19 protein-coding genes are annotated in these 19121 nt (G+C 65.8%); 10 read left to right on the forward strand and 9 right to left on the reverse strand.

Annotated features, from left to right (window positions below; genetic code table 11):
* The first annotated feature begins 154 nt into the window (after positions 1-154).
* The 5 genes from U858_RS36445 to U858_RS0116735 all read left to right on the forward strand — a co-directional run bounded on the left by U858_RS36445 (position 155) and on the right by U858_RS0116735 (position 7256).
* Positions 155-5584, forward strand: coding sequence for a hemagglutinin repeat-containing protein (locus tag U858_RS36445; protein ID WP_304413269.1), 5430 nt, complete (start codon positions 155-157; stop codon positions 5582-5584).
* Positions 5585-5592: 8 nt separating this feature from the next.
* The gene (locus tag U858_RS34855) at positions 5593-5853 is read left to right on the forward strand and encodes a MafI family immunity protein (RefSeq protein ID WP_081821635.1); all 261 of its coding nucleotides are present in this window, start codon (positions 5593-5595) and stop codon (positions 5851-5853) included.
* Between the two features lie 132 nt (positions 5854-5985).
* On the forward strand, positions 5986-6180 hold the full coding sequence (locus tag U858_RS36500; protein ID WP_081821636.1) for a barstar family protein: 195 nt from the start codon (positions 5986-5988) through the stop codon (positions 6178-6180).
* 4 nt (positions 6181-6184) lie between these two features.
* A complete protein-coding gene (locus U858_RS0116730; protein ID WP_025138298.1) occupies positions 6185-6619 on the forward strand; it encodes a hypothetical protein in 435 nt (144 codons plus the stop codon).
* 130 nt (positions 6620-6749) lie between these two features.
* Complete coding sequence (locus tag U858_RS0116735; protein ID WP_025138299.1) at positions 6750-7256, forward strand: cupin domain-containing protein; 507 nt, start codon at positions 6750-6752, stop codon at positions 7254-7256.
* A gap of 57 nt (positions 7257-7313) precedes the next feature.
* On the opposite strand, the gene U858_RS0116740 is transcribed toward U858_RS0116735, so the two are convergent.
* Positions 7314-8720 carry a CoA transferase gene (locus tag U858_RS0116740; protein WP_025138300.1) on the reverse strand — a complete coding sequence of 469 codons (1407 nt, stop codon included), beginning with the start codon at positions 8718-8720 and terminating at the stop codon, positions 7314-7316.
* Between the two features lie 163 nt (positions 8721-8883).
* On the opposite strand from U858_RS0116740, the gene U858_RS0116745 reads away from it, so the two are divergent.
* The gene (locus U858_RS0116745) at positions 8884-10077 is read left to right on the forward strand and encodes a citrate synthase family protein (protein WP_025138301.1); all 1194 of its coding nucleotides are present in this window, start codon (positions 8884-8886) and stop codon (positions 10075-10077) included.
* Here U858_RS0116745 and U858_RS0116750 read toward each other — a convergent pair.
* The 7 genes from U858_RS0116750 to U858_RS0116780 form a co-directional block, all read right to left on the reverse strand.
* Complete coding sequence (locus tag U858_RS0116750) at positions 10074-10559, reverse strand: DUF6882 domain-containing protein (RefSeq protein ID WP_025138302.1); 486 nt, start codon at positions 10557-10559, stop codon at positions 10074-10076. The genes U858_RS0116745 and U858_RS0116750 overlap by 4 nt on opposite strands.
* 145 nt (positions 10560-10704) lie before the next feature.
* Entirely contained in the window at positions 10705-11475 is a 771-nt protein-coding gene (locus U858_RS0116755) for an aldolase/citrate lyase family protein (protein WP_025138303.1), read from the reverse strand.
* 10 nt (positions 11476-11485) lie between these two features.
* Positions 11486-12268 (reverse strand): 2-oxo-hept-4-ene-1,7-dioate hydratase, encoded by a 783-nt coding sequence (gene hpaH / locus U858_RS0116760; RefSeq protein WP_025138304.1) that lies wholly within the window; start codon positions 12266-12268, stop codon positions 11486-11488.
* Between the two features lie 10 nt (positions 12269-12278).
* Positions 12279-13142, reverse strand: a complete 864-nt coding sequence (locus U858_RS0116765) for a fumarylacetoacetate hydrolase family protein (protein ID WP_025138305.1) — start codon at positions 13140-13142, stop codon at positions 12279-12281.
* Entirely contained in the window at positions 13139-14011 is an 873-nt protein-coding gene (locus U858_RS0116770) for an amidohydrolase (protein WP_025138306.1), read from the reverse strand. The genes U858_RS0116765 and U858_RS0116770 overlap by 4 nt, the downstream gene beginning before the upstream one ends.
* 24 nt (positions 14012-14035) lie before the next feature.
* Positions 14036-14416 (reverse strand): RidA family protein, encoded by a 381-nt coding sequence (locus tag U858_RS0116775; protein ID WP_025138307.1) that lies wholly within the window; start codon positions 14414-14416, stop codon positions 14036-14038.
* A 69-nt stretch (positions 14417-14485) separates the two neighbouring features.
* Complete coding sequence (locus tag U858_RS0116780; protein WP_025138308.1) at positions 14486-15448, reverse strand: tripartite tricarboxylate transporter substrate binding protein; 963 nt, start codon at positions 15446-15448, stop codon at positions 14486-14488.
* Between the two features lie 223 nt (positions 15449-15671).
* On the opposite strand from U858_RS0116780, the gene U858_RS0116785 reads away from it, so the two are divergent.
* Both U858_RS0116785 and U858_RS0116790 read left to right on the forward strand, forming a co-directional pair.
* Positions 15672-16304, forward strand: coding sequence for a flavin reductase family protein (locus U858_RS0116785; RefSeq protein WP_025138309.1), 633 nt, complete (start codon positions 15672-15674; stop codon positions 16302-16304).
* Positions 16301-17182, forward strand: a complete 882-nt coding sequence (locus tag U858_RS0116790; protein ID WP_025138310.1) for an IclR family transcriptional regulator — start codon at positions 16301-16303, stop codon at positions 17180-17182. The genes U858_RS0116785 and U858_RS0116790 overlap by 4 nt, the downstream gene beginning before the upstream one ends.
* Here U858_RS0116790 and U858_RS0116795 read toward each other — a convergent pair.
* The gene (locus U858_RS0116795; RefSeq protein ID WP_025138311.1) at positions 17163-17666 is read right to left on the reverse strand and encodes a GNAT family N-acetyltransferase; all 504 of its coding nucleotides are present in this window, start codon (positions 17664-17666) and stop codon (positions 17163-17165) included. The genes U858_RS0116790 and U858_RS0116795 overlap by 20 nt on opposite strands.
* Positions 17667-17779: 113 nt before the next feature.
* On the opposite strand from U858_RS0116795, the gene U858_RS0116800 reads away from it, so the two are divergent.
* Positions 17780-18313 carry a MarR family winged helix-turn-helix transcriptional regulator gene (locus tag U858_RS0116800; protein WP_025138312.1) on the forward strand — a complete coding sequence of 178 codons (534 nt, stop codon included), beginning with the start codon at positions 17780-17782 and terminating at the stop codon, positions 18311-18313.
* Complete coding sequence (locus U858_RS0116805) at positions 18310-19104, forward strand: DNA alkylation repair protein (RefSeq protein ID WP_025138313.1); 795 nt, start codon at positions 18310-18312, stop codon at positions 19102-19104. Before U858_RS0116800 ends, U858_RS0116805 begins: the two co-directional genes overlap by 4 nt.
* Positions 19105-19121: the final 17 nt, after the last annotated feature.

Genomic DNA, 19121 nt, shown 5'->3' on the forward strand with positions numbered 1-19121 from the left:
GCTGGTCAATGAATCGGCCACAATCGAAGCCGAACGCAACGCGGATATCGCGGCGGCCAGCATCCAGAATCACAACCTGCACTTCGCCAGCCAAACGGTCGAAACCAGCCGCGGTCCCAAGCTCTACTACCGATTAGAGAACGCCACGGAGTTCTTGGACGGTTCCAAATTGTGGCTGTGTGATTCCGTCACCACGGCCTGCGGCAAAGACCCGGTGACATTCCTGGATGATGATTCCGAGCGCCGCCTGCTGCTGCCGTCCGACAAGTATCCCGAGTCTCGCTACGGTCCGCCGATCGACTACGTTCAGGGCGTAAGGGGCAAAGAGGGCCGAGACGCGCCGATTCCGCCGGCCTATCTGCCGGACCCCTACGTGTGCGGTCCGGGTGGGGATGCTTGCAACTACGAGAAGGGCGGCCCCCGCTACAAGGCGGGCGACGGCGTGTGGCGCGTGTTCGGCGTGGCTGAACCCGTCCCCGTGCCGCCCATGGTCGAGGTCAAGTGCAACATCAACCAAACCTGCCAGGTCTCGACGCCGGAACGCGACCAGGCCTTGGCGACCAACGAAGCTCGCCATAAGGAACTGGAAGGCAAGATCTACGCCTTCAACGCGGATTTCAATAGCCGGCTGGTCAAGAACTTCTTCTACTACAAGGTGGAAGAAGTCGTCATGGAAAGCCGTACGATTTCGACAGATCCCGCCAGGATCATCGTGGGCGGCGCGGCCAAGTTCACCGGCACGGTGACCAATGACAAGAGCCGCATCGTTGCGGGCGGCACCTTGTCGGCGGTGGGGCCTGCGATCAACAACCTGGGCGCCGAAGGTCTCCGTTCAATCGAGCGGACAGGTTCCGAAGTCCGGACCGTAGCCAAGGGCGGCGGCCGTGACGAACGCTGGTCTGACTACAAAGATGTCGTAGCGCCCGAGCGCATTGATCTGGCCATCGCGAGTTCCGATGGCAATACTGCGCTGCCTGCCACCGGCAACCAGAAGCCGGGGGGCAGCAATGTGACCGGCCCGCTTCAACCTGCGCAGTTGATTGAAATCGGCACCCCCGGCAAGTTTGTGATCCGCGTGCCGACGCTGCCGCCGGTCATCCCGACCAGCGCGTTGTATCGGGTCATGCAGGCGCCCAACGCGCCGTACCTGATCGCTACCGACAGCAAGTTCCTGGGACAGCGTCAACCGCTTTCCAGCGACTTCCTGCTGCAGAAGTTCAATCAAGATCCTGGCGTGATCCTCAAGCGTCTGGGCGACGGCTTCTACGAACAGAAACTCGTTGCCGAGCAAGTCATGCTGGCCAGCGGCCAGCGCTTCGTGGGCGACTACACCGACAACGAAACCCAGTACAAGGCGCTGCTCACCGCAGGCGCGGACTTCGCCGCCAAGTTCGGCCTGACCGTGGGCACCGCGTTGACGCAAGAGCAGATGCGCCAACTGACGGGCGACATCGTCTGGCTGGTGGAACAGACTGTCACGCTGCCCGATGGCACCCAACAAAAGGTACTGACGCCGCAGGTCTACCTGGCCGTCAAGCCAGGCGATTTGCGTGGCGACGGGACGTTGATCGCCGGCCGTGACACGCAGATCAGCACCACCGGTGACGTCGCCAACAGCGGCACCATCGGCGCACGCAATGCGTTGATCGTCGACGCTCAGAACGTGCGCAACACCGTAGGTTCGATGCAGGGCAAGACCGTCAACCTGAACGCCCGCAACGACATCGACAACATTGCCGGGTTGCTCAAGGGCGACAAGGTCGCCCTGAGTGCGGGGCGCGATATCAATCTGCAAGCCAGCACGCAATCGAACGCCAGTGGCGGGGTGAGCAGCACGCGTGTCGATGGCGTGGCCCGCGTCGATGCCGGTGACCTGAACGTGCAGGCTGGCCGCGACATCAATGCCCAGGCCGCCGGCATCTTCGCAAGTGGCGACGCGCGCATCAAGGCAGGCAACAACATCAATCTGACCACCGTCCAGGAGGCGTACGCGGAGTCGTACAACTACGGCTCGAAGAACCGGTCGGCAATGCGTTCAGCCACCGAGGTCGGCTCGCGCATCGTCGCGGACGGAAACCTGACGCTGATGGCGGGCCAGGACGTCAACGCCCGCGCGGCCGAGGTCACCTCCGACAAACAATTGGCCGTGGGCGCCGGGCGCGATATCACCGTGGCCGCCGGCACCAACAGCAATTACGCGTACAACGAGACCTACTACAAGAAGCGCGGGTTCCTCTCGAGCAAGAGCGAACACCGCAAGACAGAAACGGACTGGACGACGTCGGCTTCCTCGACCTTCACCGGTGACACCACGGTGATGATGGCCGGCCGCGACCTAAACGTCGTCGGCTCCAATGTGGCGGCCCAGAACGACCTCGTCATGTCGGCCGACCGCAACGTCAATATCTTGGCGGCGCAGAACACATCCGAGGAGTACCAGTACGAGAAAATCAAGAAGTCTGGCTTAGGGGCGACGGGCGGCTTGAGCTATGGATCACGCCAACAGACCGACATTCTCGAAGGCGACAAGGTGCTGCATACCGCGAGCACGGTGGGCAGCGTCCAGGGCAATGCGCTCATCAACGCCGGAAAGTCGCTCAATGTCGTCGGCAGCAATGTGCTGGCACGCGAGGGCGATGTGACGATGATGGGCCGTGACGTGAATATCACGGCCGCGATCGATACCGCCCGCGAGAAGGAGTTCCACGAGGTCAAGCAGAGCGGGTTGAGCATCAACGCGAGTACGCCACTCTTGAGTGCGATGCAGACCGCCAGCAAGATGGGCGACGCGGCGGGCAAGACCGACAACAAGGTCATGCAGGGGCTAGCGCTGGCCACGACCGGATTGGCTGGCGTCAATGCCTATGACGCGATCCAGGCCAACCCCGGCACGGCGGGCGGCCTGAACATCAATATCGACCTGGGATCGAGCAAGAGCCAAAGCACCACAAAGCGTGAATCCGCGTCGGTTCGTGGGTCCACCGTGGCTGCTGGCCGGGATCTGACGGTTATCGCGCAAGGCGGCGGCCAGGCATCCAACGTGATGGTGACAGGATCGAGCCTGTCGGCCGGCAATAACGCGGCCATCAAGGCGGACGGCGACATTGTTCTGCGCGCCGCTCAGAACACCTTCGAGCAGCACAGCACGAACCAGAGCACCAACGCCAGCATCGGCGTCGGTGTGACGGTGGGCTCGCAGGGGGTGGGTTTCACGCTGAATATCGCGGCCAGCGCTGCGCGCGGCAAGGCCGATGGCAAGGACACCAGCTGGACCAGCAGCACCGTGACGGCGGGCAACGTGCTTGGCCTGCAGTCGGGTGGCGACACGTCGCTGATAGGCGCCATCGGTCAGGCTAATCAGATCGTGGCGTCGGTCGGCAACAACCTGCGCATCGAGACCTTGCAGGACATAAGCACCTACGCGTCCAAACAGCAAAGTGCGGGCTTCGCAGGCAGTCTTTGCTACGGCTATTGCACCAGCAGCATATCGGCCAACGTGTCTCAGGGCCAGATGAAGAGCAACTTCAAGTCGGCCTCGGAACAGGCTGGCCTGAAGGCCGGAGATGGCGGCTTCATCATCGATGTCAAGAACAACACAACGCTGATCGGGGGGCTCATCGCCAGCAGCGACAAGGCCGTGGCCGACGGGCTGAACGTGCTGGCGACGGGCACGCTGGTGACCGAGAACCTGAAGAACAGCGCCAGTTACAAGGCGAGCCAGGTCGGGATCAGTGGGGGATACGGCTGGAGCGGCTCGGGCGGTAAAGAGGGCGGCCTTGGCACGGACGCCAAAGGCAACGTGGCCAGTGGCTCGAAGGCGCAGCCGGGCACGCACGTGTCGCAGACATCGGGCGGGCTGGGAATGGGAACCCCGGGGGTGGCCGCCGCCAGCGGTCGAGACAGCTCGACCACGTATAGCGCGATCAGCGGCGGCACTGTCGTGATCCGCGATGAGGTCGCCCAGCAGAATCTGTCGGGAATGACGGCAGCCGAGACGATCGCCTCGCTCAACCGAGACACGTCGTCCGATACGTTGAACGCGCTCAAGCCGATCTTTGACAAGGAGAAGATCGAGGCGGGGTTCGAGATTGTGTTGGAGTCTCAACGGCAGGTGGGGCAGTTTCTGACGACTCGGGCGAAGGAAGCCAAGGCGCTGGAAGACGCGCTGAAGAATGAGCCCGAAGGACCGCGTCGAGATCAATTGCAACGGGCCTTTGAGGATGCGAAGACGTGGGCGCCGGGCGGAGAAAGCCGTCGTTGGCTGACCGCGATCATCGGGGCTGTGAGCGGCAATGTGACCGGTGCGGCCAGTGACGCGCTACAGGCTGTCGCGGTCAACTATTTGCAAGGGCTGGCGGCGTCCCAGGTAAAGGAGATCGTCTCTGCACTAGGAGACGGGCCGCAGGCGGAAGCTGCTCGCGCCGCAATGCACGCGATCGTCGGGTGCGCGGGAGCAGCAGGAAAAGGCAGCGATTGCGGTGCGGGAGCACTGGGTGCGGGTTCTGGGCCTGTGCTCAATGCGCTGCTGGGTGGCGACGCATCAAAGATGACCCCGGAAGAGAGGGAGGTGCGTCGCAACTTGATCGGCTCGCTGGTAGCGGGAATCGCGCAAGCGTCTGAGGTGTCTGGTGCCGAGGCAGTTTTTGCGGCGATCAATGAGACGGAAAACAACGCCTTGAGCGTGCAGGAACATCAAGCGCGAATTGAAGAAAAGGCGGCATGCAAATCCGAAACAGTATGCGAGCGGCGCGTCGCGAAAAAGTACCAGGAGATCGACGCTGAGAATCGAAAGGCGTTGGCCCAGTGCGCGAGCGTGGACGTTTGTAAGGCAGAAATAGAAGCAGCAGCAGCGCGGCTTGGGGAGTACGGCAGCCGAATTGCGAATTTGGAAGAAAAGCTGCGCATGGAGGGCGGGCTGAGCGCTTCCGAACTGGAGGAGTGGTCACTTCTAAAGATGTCCGCGTCGTTGCTGCTGGATGTTGATCGCAATGCTGCGATCAAGAATTACCTTTTGCTGGGCGGCGATCAGGCCAAGCAGCTTGCGTGGGATGAAATAGGGAAGGCGGGTGTGGCAGGGGCGGCAGCGGCAGTGGGCGCTGTCGGCTCTAATAGGAAGCCGGTTGCTGGAGGAAACGGCGGTGGTTCACCCGGAGGGCGGCCAATACAATCGGAGTCCGAGGGGGCGAAGGCTTCGGCTAAAGACGGCGAAAAATCGACTGGAAAAAGTTATGCCGATATTCTTTCTCCTGAAGCTAAGCAGCATATTTTGCACGGTGATAAGCCTGGAAGTGGTGGCCATATGTGGCCAGGACAGCCAGGAAAGACAGTTTTCCCTCAGGGTTGGTCGGCAGATAAAATCGTTCACGAAATTGGTGATATTGCGACAGCGCCAAATACAGTTTGGTATGCCCAGAAGGGTACTGGTGGGCTGTATACGAAAGCCGGTGAGCCCGCTCGTTGGGTTGCATGGGAGGTCCGAGATGAGGTTCGGATACGGGTTGTATATGAACCTGCAAATGGGAAGGTGATAACAGCCTTTCCTGATAATAGTCCCATACCACCGTTGAAATTGGTAAGGCCATAAGGGTAAATATGAAAATAAATGACCGAATTAGATTTCTAGGCGAACAACTGACCGATAGGTTGGATCCTGCGTTGGTTAGTTACGCGCTTGAATACATCGATCATTCTGAAAGTGTGTTGGCGCTTGAAACTTTATGTGATTTCATTGCTGATAGTGATATTCTGATAACAAAACTTGAATATCGTCATATTATTGATTTAGTTAAAGACATGAATATCGACATGACAAATAGGTATATTTATATAAATCCAGATAAACATTCCTCATGAAAATATGGCGTCAGACTACGTTTTTGGCCTGAAGATGGCTGTGTAAAAACGTGAGATAAGGTGTCAGACTACGTTATTGCCGAGACCCTCTGATGATTCCTATTGGACGTTGGAAAATTAGGGGCAACAGCGATGGAGCTGGTTATCGATGGCTCAAGAATTGCGTCCGAAGAAGACCTTCATGACGTGATCTCTAAGGGTTTGGCTCTGCCCAATTGGTACGGAAGAAATTTGGAAATTAAAGTGTCAGACTACGTTTTCGACACCGGCGTTCGCCGGATGGGCGCATCGCTGGGTGAGACACGCGATGGACATGAGGGAAGATGATCAAATGAAAATCACCGCTGTATTCCCGGGCCTGCCCGACACCGCCGAGGCCAATCTTGCCGACTATGCGAAGTACTTCCTGGCGTACCGTAGAACAGATTGGGAGGCGGATGGGTATGAAGCCCGGTTCAGTTGTCGATTCGAGGGCGGCTGGGTGGTGCTTTTCGTCGTGGATTATTTCGGTAAGGGAATCTCTCTGCGCTATGACTACAACGTGCCCAATGCCAAGGCGGGATCGTGCTGGTACAGCGTGGGGCAAGCCGAGGCAATGCAGGACATCGTGGATGCGGACACCGATCTCTATCTTCCTTTGGGTTCTTGCCTGCCGCCGACGTTGGCCTTTGCCGTGCTGGATGACTTTTTCACGAATCCATTGGAAAAATCCCGCAAGGTCGCATGGGTGAATGCCGAGGACCTGGATTGGTCATCCATCGATTAGGCGGGCGCCGTACTTACGCACGACACCTCTGGAGAATAAGATACCGTCCTGCCCGTCGAGCGTTCAGACGTAATCAGCGCAGATCGGCCTGTTGCCGAGCCAATTCATCCCTTCATTGATTTCACATGCCATGCCAATTTCTGCCGCTGACCTGATTGCGCAGTTTGACCTGCAGCCACACCCCGAAGGGGGCTATTTTCGTGAAACCTATCGTGCGGCCGATTCGATCTTGCGGGCGGCAGATGGGGCATCGCGGTCCGCATCAACGGCGATCTATTACTTGTTGTGTGATGGGGCGTATTCCTCGTGGCACAGGATCGGCTCGGACGAAATCTGGCATTTCTACGCGGGCGATCCGCTCGAGGTGTGGGTGCTCAGCGAGGGCGAGGGGTTGACGGTCCACCGGCTGGGTAACCCGCTTACCCATCCGGGCTGCGTGTTCCAGGCCGTCGTGCCAGCGGGATGCTGGTTTGGTGCGCGCTGTGCGGCGCCTGAGCACCTCGCGCTGGTGGGCTGCACGGTCGCGCCGGGTTTCGAGTTTTCTGAATTCGAACTGGCGGACGCGGCGGCGTTGGCCGCGGCGTTTCCAGAGTACGCAGAATCTGTTGCACAGCTTGCGCCGCACCCGAAGGCATGAACGCAAAGCGCGCGCCGTTCATGGCGGCTGCGCCCCACGACTTGCCCATCCCTGCAGTCACCGCCAGCTCGCCTGGCTCGACCCCAACGCGCTGGCGGGGTAATCCCACGCTTGCGGGATGTCGCCCACCCGCAGCGGTGCGTTGACGCGCCGCACCGGGCCCCACGAGGTTTCTTCGATGGCCGCCGTCAGGTCCTGCGGCGATTCGGGCGCCAAGGCCGGTCCGCCCTGCAATGCGCCCGCATGCGCCACCAGCACCCGTGCGGTCCGTGCCAACGAGGCTCGGGCGCTGCTGCCCACGCCGCTCGCGTAGCGTTCGGTCAGGCCGCGCAGCGCCGCCGTGGCCATCAGGTAGCCGGTGGCGTGGTCGATGGCCTGGCAGGGCAGCGGCACAGGGCGGTCGCTGCCCGCCGCGCGCATGCCGGCATCGGCAATGCCGGTACTCATCTGCACCAGGCTGTCGAAGCCGCGGCGGCCATGCCAGGGGCCCGTCCAGCCGTAGGCGTCCAGCGACACATCCACCAGGGCGGGGTGGAGGGCGCGGCGGCGGTCGGCGTCCAGCCCCAGGCGCGCCAGGGCGTCGGGGCGGTAGCCGTGGATCATCACATCGGCCTGGCCCAGCAATTGTTCGAGCACGGCGCGGTCGGCGGGATCTTTCAGGTTGAGCCGCGCGCAGCGCTTGCCCAGCACCACTTCGGGCACGGTGCCGGGTTCTTCCCAGCCGATGGGGTCGATGCGCAGCACGTCGGCGCCAAAGCCCGCCAGAAAGCGCGTGGCGACGGGGCCGGCCAGGATGCGGGTCAGGTCCAGCACGCGGATGCCTTGCAGCGGGCGCTGGCGGGGAATCTGCCAGACGGGGCGGGCGGCTTGACCGCCGGTCGCCCGGTGCAGTAGCGGTTCGGCGGCCACGCTGCGGCCCTGGGGGTGGGCCGCCCAGGCGTCCAGGCTGCGCATGGCGGCGGCGCAACCGTTGCGTTCGACCACAGCCGCTTCCAGGTCGTCGGCGCGCCAGCGGGCCACGGCCTGTGCAACGGCGGCGCGCTCGGCCGCGACACCCAGCACGGCCAGGGCGGCGTCGCGATGATGGGGGGCGTTGGTGTGCAGCCGTATCCAGCCGTCGGACGCCAGATAGTCGCCCGCCACCGCATCCCAGAGCGGCGGGGACGTCCAGCCGACGGGACGCAGGGTGGTGCCGAACCACAGGGATGCCAGGCGCCGGTCGACCTGCACGGGCGCCAGGTCGCCAGACCCGGCAGCGGTGAATTCCGCCAGCGCCAGGCCGGCGGCGCCGATGGCGGCGGTGGCGAAGTCGGTGACGGCAAAGGCAGACGGCAGCGCGCCGTGGCCGGTCACGCTGACACCGGGCAAGCGGGCGGCGTCGCCACCCGCGGCGAGCCAGAACTGGCGCAGGTAATCGGTGAAGGCGGGGGGCGGCGAGATCGGATCGTGGTGGGGGGCGGACATGGCGTTTCCTGGTTCATCAAGCAATGTCGACAGCCTATTCTTCTGGTTTTAATTGTCAATATTGATTAAATTAATCAACTTATCGAGCGGGCTGTCTGCAGACCGACTGCCGGGTTGCCCCGCCGCTTGTGACTTTGTGACCTTTCGTTCCCCTCTGCGCGCCATGCCCAACTACCTGTCTTCTTCCGAAGCCGCCGCCCGCCTGGGCGTGTCGCGCCAGACGCTGTACGCCTATGTCAGCCGCGGTCTGCTGCATGCCGAAGCGGGCGACAGCCACCGCGAAAGCCGCTATCTGGCCGACGACGTCGAACGGCTGGCCGCGCAGCGCACGCGGGGCCGCAAACCCAAGGAAGTTGCCAAGGCGACGCTGAGCTGGGGGCTGCCGGTACTGGAATCGGCCATCACGCTGATCGAGGACGGGCAGATGTACTACCGCGGCGTCAATGCGGTGACGCTGGCCGAGTCGGATTCGGTGGAGGCCGTGGCGGCGCATCTGTGGCAGTGCGAGGCGCGCACCGCGTTCGGCGGGCCCGCGCTGCCGTGGCCCGACGGGCTGGCCGGCTTGCTCGCGCAGCATCGCGGGCAGCGTGCGGAAAGCTCGCTGCTGCCGCTGTTCACCGCGGCCAGCGACGACGATGCGACCGCGTTGTGGCAAGGCGCCGCGGCGCGCCAGGCGCAGGGGTGCGGCGATCTGGTGCGCATGCTGGCCGCGTGCCTGTTGCAGGCGCCGCCCGATACCTCGCCGATTCATGAGCAGTGCGCCCGCGCCTGGGGGCTGGATGCCGCCGGTGCGGATCTGGTCCGGATGGCGCTGGTGCTCAGCGCAGACCACGAATTGAACGCGTCGAGTTTCACGGCGCGCTGCATCGCGTCCACCGGCGCCAGCCTGCGAGCAGGCATCGTCGGCGGCCTGGCGGCGCTGACGGGTGGGCGCCATGGCGGCACCACGGCACGCGTGGAAGCGCTATGGGACGAGCGGGATCGCGGCGGCGACGCGGGCGCGACCTTGCGCGAACGCCTGGCGCGCGGCGAAGACCTGCCGGGTTTCGGCCACCATCTCTACCCGGGCGGCGATCCGCGCGCGATCGCCATGCTGGGCCGCATCCCGCCGCAGCGCGCGGCGTGGCAGTCGTTCATCGATCAGGCGTTCGGCTTGGTGGGGCAGCGTCCGTCGTTGGACTTCGCGCTGGTGGCGGTGCGCCGTCATTTGGGGCTGCCGGTGGGCGCGGCATTCGGCCTGTTCGCGCTGGGCCGTTCGATCGGCTGGCTGGCGCATGGGCTGGAGCAGCGCGGCAGCCAGAATGTGATCCGGCCGCGCGCGGCGTATACCGGCGTGCGGCCGGAAAAGCCGGCTTAGGCTTCCGCCTTCGACAACGTGACTTGCCCGAACGTCATCCACACATACGCCGTGTCCGACGCCTGTGCGCGATACGCGCCGCTGGCTTCGCCCAGGCGCATGGCAACGGCGGTGAATTCCCAGGCCTGTTCGTCTTCGCAGGCCACCTGGCGGGTGGTGTAGGCGGGCAGGCCGTGGGCCTGGCCGAAGGCCTGCGCCAGTTGTGCGTGTTCGGCCAGTTCGGCGGGCACGGACGGGTGGTCCCAGCCCCACAGGAAGGAGCCGTCGGCGCTGTTGGTGGTGCCGACGATCTGCACCGGCGCGCGGGCGATCATGCCGCCGGGCAGCTGGAACACGATCAGGCCGCTGTCCATGTCCACGGACCATTGCTCGGCTTCGTCCAGGTGCCAGGTGCCGCAGTGCGCGGCGGTGGCGGCGCGCAGGCCTTCCAGGCTCTGGGCGATATAGGTGGCGGCATCAAAGGCTTGGGCGTTGTCGGACATGCGAAGGCTCGGCAAGTGAGAAAACCGATAGCGTACCCGCAAGCGCGGCGGCTTGCCCGTGCCCGGCAGCGCGGTCAGGCGCGCGTTCCAGGGGGCAAGCGCCTGGCCGTGCCGCCCCGCGCGGCCAGGCTCCCGTCTTGCGCTGCTACGCGGCCGCGTTGAACCGCTGCGCCAACTGATCGCACTGCCTGGCCAGCAAGGCCGCGTCGACCCCCACCGCCGTGAACAGGCTGCCCGCGGCCATGTAGCGCCGCGCCAGCGTTTCGTCCACGGTCAGCACGCCGGGCGCCTTGCCCGCCTTTCGAATGCGGGCGATGGCCGATTCGACCGCGGCCACCACCTTGGGGTGGCCGGGTTCGCCGGGGTAGCCCAGGCTGGCGGCCAGGTCGGCCGGGCCGATGAAGACGCCGTCCACGCCGTCGACGGCCACCATGGCGTCCAGCTGTTCCAGCGCTTCGCCGGTTTCGGCCTGGATCAGCAGGCACAGTTCGTCTTCGCAGCGCTGCATGTAGTCGGCGACGCGGCCATAGCGAGTGGCGCGCACGGTGCCGCCCACACCGCGTACGCCGCGCGGCGCATAGCGCATGCCGGCCACGGCGTGTTCGGCTTCGGCGGCATTCTGCACGTAGGGCAGCAGCAGGGTCTGCGCGCCGATGTCCAGGTAGCGCTTGATCTGCAGGTTGTCGTTCCAGGTCGGGCGTACGACGGGATGGCAGGGGTAGGCGGCCACCGCCTGCAACTGCGCCATCACCGTGGGCAGCAGGGCGGGTGAATGCTCGGTATCCAGCAGCAGCCAGTCAAAGCCCGACCCGGCCACGAGTTCGGCGCTGTTGGGGTTGGCCAGCGTGACCCACAGGCCGGTCTGGTGGCGTTGTTCGCGCAGGGCCCGCTTGAATGTGTTGAGGGGAAGTTGCACGGCCGGTTCCTTACGAGAAATGCACCGAGATGCTGCCCAGCGGACCGTAGTCGGCGTGGATGGTGTCGCCCTTGGCGACCGCGACGGTGCGGGTGAACGAGCCGGCCAGCACGACGTGGCCGGCTTGCAGGCCGGTATCGTGCTGCGCGAGTTTGTTGGCCAGCCAGACGATGCCCATGGCCGGATGTCCCAGCACGGCGGCGGACACGCCCGACTCTTCGATGACGCCGTTCTTCAGGAGCAGCGCGCCGACCCAGCGCAGGTCCACGTCCAGCGGCCGTACGGGGCGGCCGCCCAGGATGATGCCGGCGCAGGCGGCGTTGTCGGCGATGTTGTCGACGATGCGGCGCGGGTACTTGCTGCGCCCGTCGATCAGTTCCAGCGCCGGCACCACGTAGTCGGTCGCGTCCAGCACGTCGAACAGCGTCACGTCCGGGCCTTTGAGCGGCTTGCCCAGCACGAAGGCAAGCTCGACTTCCACGCGCGGCACGATGAGTGTATCGGTGGCGATGGTGTCGCCATCCTGGAAGAACATGGTGTCCAGCAAATGGCCGTAGTCGGGTTCGTTGATGCCGACGGTGCTTTGCATGGCCTTGGACGTCAGGCCGATCTTGTGGCCGCGCAGCCGCGCGCCGGCCGCCAGCTTGGCGGCAATGATGCGTTGCTGGATGGCGTAGGCGTCGTCGATCTCGATGCCGGGAAAGGCCTGGTCCAGCTGGGTGGTGGGCACGCCGGTGCGTTCGGCCTCGATCAGCAGGTCGGCGGCGCGTTGGCGGGAGGCTTCGTTCAACATGGGGCTTACCTCAGGAGCGCGCGGCCGCTTCGTCGGCCACGGGGTTGGATAGCGTGCCGATGCCCGAGACTTCCACCTCGACCACGTCACCGGGTTTCAGGAAACGGGGCGGCGTGAAGCGCACGCCCGCGCCGATCGGCGTGCCGGTGGAAATGACGTCGCCGGGTTGCAGGGTGGTCCAGGTGGAGATGTAGCGGATCAGTTCATCGAACGGGAACATCAGGTTGGCGGTGGTGTCGTGCTGGCGAATCTCGCCGTTGACGCGGGTGGTGACGGTCAGCGGCGCGCGGGGGTCGAACTCGTCGGCGGTGACGAGCCACGGACCCATGGACCCGCTGGCGTCCCAGTTCTTGCCTTGGGTGACGTTGAACTTGCCGTGGCGCAGCCAGTCGCGGATCGTGCCTTCGTTCAGGCAGGTCAGGCCGGCCACGTGCGACCAGGCGTCGGCCGCGGCGATGCGGCGGCCGGTCTTGCCGATGACCAGGGCGATTTCGCCTTCGTAGTCCAGTTGTTCGGATTCCGGCGGCCGCAGCAGCGGCTGGCCGTGGCCCACGAACGACTCGGGAAAGCGCGGGAACACGCTGGGGTATTGCGGCGGCGCGCTGCCGTCTTTGTATTCTTCGTTGCGGTTGCCGTAGTTGACGCCCACGCAGATGATCTTGCCGGGCGCGGCAATGGGCGGGCGCAGCGTCAGGGCCGCCAGCGGCAGCGTGGCGTCCAGGCCTGCGGCCAGCTCGGCCAGGCGCGGCAGGGCGCCGGCCGCCAGCACGGCATGCAGGTCGACATAGCCTTGCTGGCTCAGGTCGACGACCGCGTCGCCGCGCAGCAGGCCGAAGCCGGGGCGGCCCTGGTGTTCAAAGGACAGGAGTTTCATGCGTCGAATCCAAAAAGGCGGGCCGGGTTGTCGACCAGGATTTTCTTGAGCGTGGCGGCATCGCCCGCGTAGCGGTGCAGCTGATCCACCAGGCGGCCCTCGTCGGGCGGCTGCTTGACGGACACGGGGTGGGGCCAGTCGCTGCCCCAGACGACGCGGTCGGGGTTGGCGGCGATCAGCGCATGGGCCAGCGGCACCACGTCGTCCCAGGGCGGGCCGGATCGCGACAGCTTTTCGGTCAGTGACAGCATCACCCAGAAGTTGCCCCGGCCCAGCAACTCGACCAGCTTGCGGCGCGTGGGGTCGTCGGCCCCGGCGGTGGGGTCGGCGCGGCCCATGTGGTCGATCAGCACCGGAATGTCCAGCGCTTCGAACTGCGCCGCCTGCGCCGTCATGCCGTCGGGTTCGGGCTGGAATTTGGCGTACCAGCCCAGTTCGCGGATGCGGTCGATGGCGCGCTGGAACGTGGCCGGGTCCATGCTGATGCCCAGGCCCTGGCGGGTGAAGCGCGCGCCGCGCACGCCCGCGTCGTGCAGCCGGGCGATGTAGGCGTCGTCGCGTTCGGCCAGCACCAGCGCATTGGCGCAGCCGCGGTAGCCGGGGCCGGCCGTGGCCAGGCCGTCCAGCACCACCTGGTGGTCGGCGCCGTAGGTGGTGGCCTGCACGATGACGCCGCGCTCGATGCCCAGCAGGCGGTGCAGGCGCAGCGCGGTGTCGATGGTAGCGCTGGGCATTTCATAGGCCGCGCCGGGGCGCACCGGGTAGCGGTCGACGGGCCCGAACACGTGGAACTGGCTGTCGCAGGCTTTCGGCGGCAAGGCCTTGGCCGGCGCGGTGGGGTGGGGGTGAAAGGGCAGGTATTGCGGCATGTTGGTCCTTGGTGTTGTCAGGCCCTAGCCCAGCACCGCGACGAAGTCGCATTCGATGAGCTTGTCGCCGTCCAGGTCCGCCTGCATGGTGTGGCGGGCGGGGCGATCGGCCGGGTCGGGAAAGACGCGCAGCCACACGGCGTTGAGCGCCGCGCGCTGGCTGCGGTCGCGCATCCAGACGGTCATCTTGGCGATCTGGCCGAGCGACCCGCCGCCCGCTTGAACGATGCGGCGGATGTGGTCGAACATCAGCTCGCACTGGCGCTCCAGCGTGTCGCCGTAGGCACCCGTGGCGGGGTCCGTGCCCTGGATGCTGCCGGAATACAGCAGGTTGCCGACGCGGCAGGCGGCGGGAATGGGGTTCTTGTGGCTGAAGCCTTCGGCGTAGATGCTTTGTCGTGTCATGGTGTGTGGCCAGGGAAGGGAGTCGGGAGCGGGCAGGGTCGATCGGCGCCACCAGGCGCCTTGCGCAACCTAGTTGGCGGTGATGCCGGCGCGTTCGATGATGGGCGTCCAGCGCGCGTCTTCCGCGGCCAGGTAGCGGGTGAAATCGGCGGGCGAACTGGCCTGGGCATCGGCGCCCAGTTCCTGGAAGCGCTGGATGATGTCGGGCTGGCGCAGGATCTTGTCCAGCGCCTGGCTCAGTTGCGCCAGCACCTCGGGCGGCGTGCCCTTGGGCGCGAGCAGGCCGGTGAAGGTGGCGGCTTCCATGCCGGGCACGCCGGCTTCGGCAAAGGTGGGCACGTCGGGCAGCGACGGCACGCGCTGCGCCGTGGTCACGGCCAGGCCGCGCGTGCGGCCCTCCTTGATGTAGGGCAGCGATACCGAGATCTGGTCGAAGTTGAAGTCCACCTGGCCGCCCAACAGGTCGGTGGTGGCGGGGGCGTTGCCCTTGTATTGCGCCGTGGTCCAGCGCGCGCCGGTCAACGATTGCAGCAGTTCGCTCACCAGGTGGTTGGTGGTGCCGGCGCCCGGCGAGGCCATGTTCAACTTGCCCGGTTCCTGTTTGGCCAGCGCCAGCAGGTCGCCCAGGGTCTTGACCGGCAGGCCGGGCCGCACCTGCAACACCAGCGGCGTGTACGACACCGAGCTGATGGGTTCGAAATCGCGGTCCCACTTGTAGGCCTGGCGCTTGAAGATCAGCGGGCTGAACAGCAAGGGCCCGTTGGCCGCCATGAACAGCGTGTAGCCGTCGGGCGCCGAGCGCGCCACCTGTTCGCCTGCGATCATGCCGCCGGCGCCCGGCTTGTTTTCCACGATGAACGGCTGGCCGAACGCCGCCTGCAGGCCCGGCCCGATCAGGCGCGCGGCCACGTCCACATTGCCGCCGGGCGGGTAGGGCACCACGATCTTCACGGGTTTGTCGGGCCAGGCGTGGGCCAGGGTCGTCACAGCGGTCAGCGCCAGGGCGGCGCAGGCTTTGGCAAGCGGGTGCATGGGTTGTCTCCTTGGGTTGTTCTGTTGTTTGGACAGACTCTAGAAACTTGCCCGCCGGGCGACAACGCCAAAAATTCGAAAAAGTCCGAATGTTGGACTTATTGCGGGAATCGCGGTTTGTCCGGATTCACCGACCCCTGGAAAACCCGGGAAAATGGGCGCAAAGCTATCGTCGGCCGCGGTATTGGCCGGCTTTTCAGGTTCAATATATGGACGTCTTGTGATGCGTATCGCCGCCCCGGAACTCACCCCCGAACAAACCTACAAGCTCATGAGCGGCATCGTGGTGCCGCGCCCGATCGCCTGGATCACCACGCTGGGGCCGGGCGGCAAGGTCAACCTGGCGCCGTTCAGCTGCTACACCTTCGTGTCCAACACGCCGCCGATGCTGGGCGTGAACATCGGCCGCAAGGCGGGACTGCGCAAAGACACCGCCCGCAATATGCTTGAGCACGGCCATTTCGTGGTGAACGTCGGCAATGCAGATCTGCTCGATGCCATTCACGCCAGCGCCGAAGAGCATCCGCCCGAAGTCAGCGAAGCCGAACTGCTGCAGCTGGACGTGCTGCCGGGCGAGGCCATCGCCACCCCGCGCCTGGCCGCGGCGCCCGTCAGCCTGGAATGCGTGCTGCACAGCGTGACGCCGTTTGGCGACACGGGCGCGGAATTCTTCGTCGGTGAAGTACGGCTGTTTCACATCCGCGACGGGCTGGCGCGCGACGGCAAGATCGACACCACCTTGCTCGACCCCGTCTGCCGCATCGGCGGGCCGAACTACGCGCGGCTGGGGCCGCTGATCACCAAGCGCACGCTGCGCCAGACGCCCAAGTCGGTCATGGGCCAGGACACGCCATGAACGCGCGGGCGGGTGGCATAACGGGCGACGGCGGCGCACTGCGCGGCACGGTGGACGATGACGATACGTCGCACGGCGCGGCGGCGGGCAACGAGGCCGACGACGCGCTGCCCGGCGTGCAGACCGTGCGCCGCGCCATGGCGATCCTGCGGTTGGTGGCCTGTGGGCAAGAGCGGGGCGTGCGGCTGATCGACCTGGTGCGCATGTCCGGGCTGAACCGGCCCACCGTGCACCGCCTGCTCAAGACGCTGGTGCAGGAAGGCGCCGTCGAGCAGGACGCGGCCACCCGGCGTTATCTGATCGGCGGCGAGATCAGCCTGTTGGGCCTGGCACGCACGCGCCGCTTTCCGCTCTTGACCCTGGCCGATCCGTATCTGGCCGAACTGGCCGACCAGGTGGGCGACACGGTCTTCCTGAGCGTGCGCCACGGCCACGATTCCATCTGCATCGGTCGCAAGACCGGGCATCATCCGATCCAGGTGCTGTCGATCGAAGTGGGCGTGCGCCGGCCGCTGGGGCTGGGCGTGTCGGGCGTGGCGCTGCTGTCGTGCCTGGATGCGACGGAAAGCGCCGCCATCGTGCAGGCCAACGCCGCGCGCCTGGCGGTGGCGGGCGAATCGGTTGACGACATCCTGCGGCGCGTGGAGCAGGCGCGCGCCAGCGGCATTGCTCACGCGCCCAACGGGCTGATGCCGGGCACCAGCGCGGTGGCGCTGGCGATTCGGGCAGACGATCGCGAACCGCTGGGCGCGGTGACGGTGACCGCCATGGCCGACCGGCTGGCCGGCGGCCGCCTGGCCCAGGTGGTCGAACGCATGCGCGACCGCGCGCAGGCCATCGCGCGGCGCCATGCCGAGGTCAGCGAACGGCGGCGGTAGGCCTGGGCAGGGCGTACACGCGGGTGTCGCGGCCGTAGTGCGTTTCATTGGCCTGGTACACGAAGCCCAGCTTGTGCAGCACGCGCTGCGAACCCAGGTTGTCCGGCCAGGTGACGGCAAACAATGCCGTGATGTCCAGCGTGCGCCAGGCATAGCCGCACAGCTGGCGCGCGGCCTGGGTGGCGTAGCCGCGGCCCCAGGCGGCCTGCTGCAGACGGTAGGCCAGTTGCAGCCGGCCGGTGTCTTCCAGGCGGGTCAGGCTGATCCAGCCGACGGCCGCGCCGTCCGGCGCCACCACGGCCCAGTGGCCGATGCCGTCCACCGGTTGCTGCAGCCAGTCCAGCAATTCCTGGCGCCGCGCGTCGGTAGCCGGTTTCACGCCGGTGCTGTGGCGCATGACCTCGGGGTCGGACTCCAGGGCCAGGATCATCGGCACGTCGTCTTCGCGCAGGCGGCGCAGGGTGACGTCTGCATGTGGGGGCATAGGGGCGGGGCGTGAATGGGATGAATGCCATGATAGCGGCCGCGCCGACGACCACTTGCCAATTAATAATTAGCCGCCATACTATATGCCACCATATTTCATGAGCCAAGCCCATGCCGCAGCCCGTTCGCCCCATGCTGGAACCCAAGCACCACGCCCTGCTGGACGAGGCCACGCGTCGCGGCCTGCCTTCGTGCGATGGCATCGAACTCTGCTTCCAGGTCCTTGCCTTGGCCCGCGCCATTGACCGCGACTGCGCCGCGCGCCTGGCGCCCAGGCAGCTGTCCGAAGGCAAGTTCGTGCTGCTGTTCCTGCTGCATGGGCAGGCCGGCGGCCTGCCGCCGCACGAACTCGCGACGCGGGCTGGCGTGACGCGGGCCACGGTAACGGGGCTGCTGGACGGCCTGGAGCGCGACGGCTTCGTGCAGCGCCAAGCGGGGCAACAAGATCGGCGCATGATCACCGCGCGGCTGACCGCCAAGGGCAAGACGACGGCGGCCAAGCTGTTCAAGGAGCACGCGCAATGGATCGGATCGTTGTTCGACGGCCTGTCGCCGGCGGACCGTGCGCAGTTGAGCACGTTGCTGCGCAAGGTCTGGCAGGGCACCGACAGCGGCCGCGCCGCGTTGCTGGAGCAAGCCCGATGACCGCCGCATCCGCACGCAAGTCTGCTGGCCGCGGCGTGAAGGACATCGATGCCAAGCGCCTCGCACAACTGAATGCGGGCGCCCCGGCTCTGCACCTGACCGAATGCCTGGCGGTGGACTTTGCGCAGCTGATGCAGGCGGTGGCGCCGGATGTGGGCGCCGCCAGACTGGAACAGATGCGCGCCGCCGCCACTGCCGGCATTTCCAGGCGCATGGCGCTGGCGGCAAGCATCCTGCTGGCACAATTGGGCGCCGACGCCTTCGCGCGGATGGCCGGGCATGCGTCGGACACCGTGCGCGGATGGGCCTGCTTCATGGCGGGCGCGGCGCCGGGCCTGTCGCTGAAGCAGCGGCTCGCGTGGATTCAGCCGTTGGCCGATGACGCGCATTTCGGCGTGCGGGAATGGGCCTGGCTGGCCGTGCGGCCGGCGCTGGCGGCCGAGCTGGATTCGTCGATTGCGCTGTTGCGTCCCTGGACGACGCACCCATCAGAGCGGCTGCGCCGCTTCGCCAGCGAGTCGTTGCGGCCGCGCGGTGTGTGGTGCGCCCATATCGCGGCGCTCAAGGCCGACCCGGGCCGCGCCTTGCCGCTGCTGGAACCGCTACGCGCGGACCCTGCGGTGTATGTGCAGGATTCAGTGGCGAACTGGCTGAACGATGCCAGCAAGGACCAGCCGGCCTGGGTCAGGGCGGTGTGCACGCGCTGGGGCAAGGAAAGCCCGGTGGCCGCCACCCAGCGTCTATGCACGCGGGCCTTGCGCACCATCGGCGCCCAGGCCAAGTCGGGATAGTCGCCTATCCCGATCGT

Source organism: Achromobacter sp. DH1f (assembly GCF_000633435.1).
GTDB lineage: Bacteria > Pseudomonadota > Gammaproteobacteria > Burkholderiales > Burkholderiaceae_B > Achromobacter > Achromobacter deleyi.

Bases quoted from the DNA above. Each gene is read 5' to 3' on its own strand.
- U858_RS34855 (WP_081821635.1), top strand. From the start codon at position 5,593: ATGAAAATAAATGACCGAATTAGATTTCTAGGCGAACAACTGACCGAT.
- U858_RS36500 (WP_081821636.1), top strand. From the start codon at position 5,986: ATGGAGCTGGTTATCGATGGCTCAAGAATTGCGTCCGAAGAAGACCTT.
- U858_RS0116730 (WP_025138298.1), top strand. From the start codon at position 6,185: ATGAAAATCACCGCTGTATTCCCGGGCCTGCCCGACACCGCCGAGGCC.
- U858_RS0116735 (WP_025138299.1), top strand. From the start codon at position 6,750: ATGCCAATTTCTGCCGCTGACCTGATTGCGCAGTTTGACCTGCAGCCA.
- U858_RS0116740 (WP_025138300.1), bottom strand. From the start codon at position 8,720: ATGTCCGCCCCCCACCACGATCCGATCTCGCCGCCCCCCGCCTTCACC.
- U858_RS0116745 (WP_025138301.1), top strand. From the start codon at position 8,884: ATGCCCAACTACCTGTCTTCTTCCGAAGCCGCCGCCCGCCTGGGCGTG.
- U858_RS0116750 (WP_025138302.1), bottom strand. From the start codon at position 10,559: ATGTCCGACAACGCCCAAGCCTTTGATGCCGCCACCTATATCGCCCAG.
- hpaH (WP_025138304.1), bottom strand. From the start codon at position 12,268: ATGTTGAACGAAGCCTCCCGCCAACGCGCCGCCGACCTGCTGATCGAG.
- U858_RS0116765 (WP_025138305.1), bottom strand. From the start codon at position 13,142: ATGAAACTCCTGTCCTTTGAACACCAGGGCCGCCCCGGCTTCGGCCTG.
- U858_RS0116770 (WP_025138306.1), bottom strand. From the start codon at position 14,011: ATGCCGCAATACCTGCCCTTTCACCCCCACCCCACCGCGCCGGCCAAG.
- U858_RS0116775 (WP_025138307.1), bottom strand. From the start codon at position 14,416: ATGACACGACAAAGCATCTACGCCGAAGGCTTCAGCCACAAGAACCCC.
- U858_RS0116780 (WP_025138308.1), bottom strand. From the start codon at position 15,448: ATGCACCCGCTTGCCAAAGCCTGCGCCGCCCTGGCGCTGACCGCTGTG.
- U858_RS0116785 (WP_025138309.1), top strand. From the start codon at position 15,672: ATGCGTATCGCCGCCCCGGAACTCACCCCCGAACAAACCTACAAGCTC.
- U858_RS0116790 (WP_025138310.1), top strand. From the start codon at position 16,301: ATGAACGCGCGGGCGGGTGGCATAACGGGCGACGGCGGCGCACTGCGC.
- U858_RS0116795 (WP_025138311.1), bottom strand. From the start codon at position 17,666: ATGCCCCCACATGCAGACGTCACCCTGCGCCGCCTGCGCGAAGACGAC.
- U858_RS0116800 (WP_025138312.1), top strand. From the start codon at position 17,780: ATGCCGCAGCCCGTTCGCCCCATGCTGGAACCCAAGCACCACGCCCTG.
- U858_RS0116805 (WP_025138313.1), top strand. From the start codon at position 18,310: ATGACCGCCGCATCCGCACGCAAGTCTGCTGGCCGCGGCGTGAAGGAC.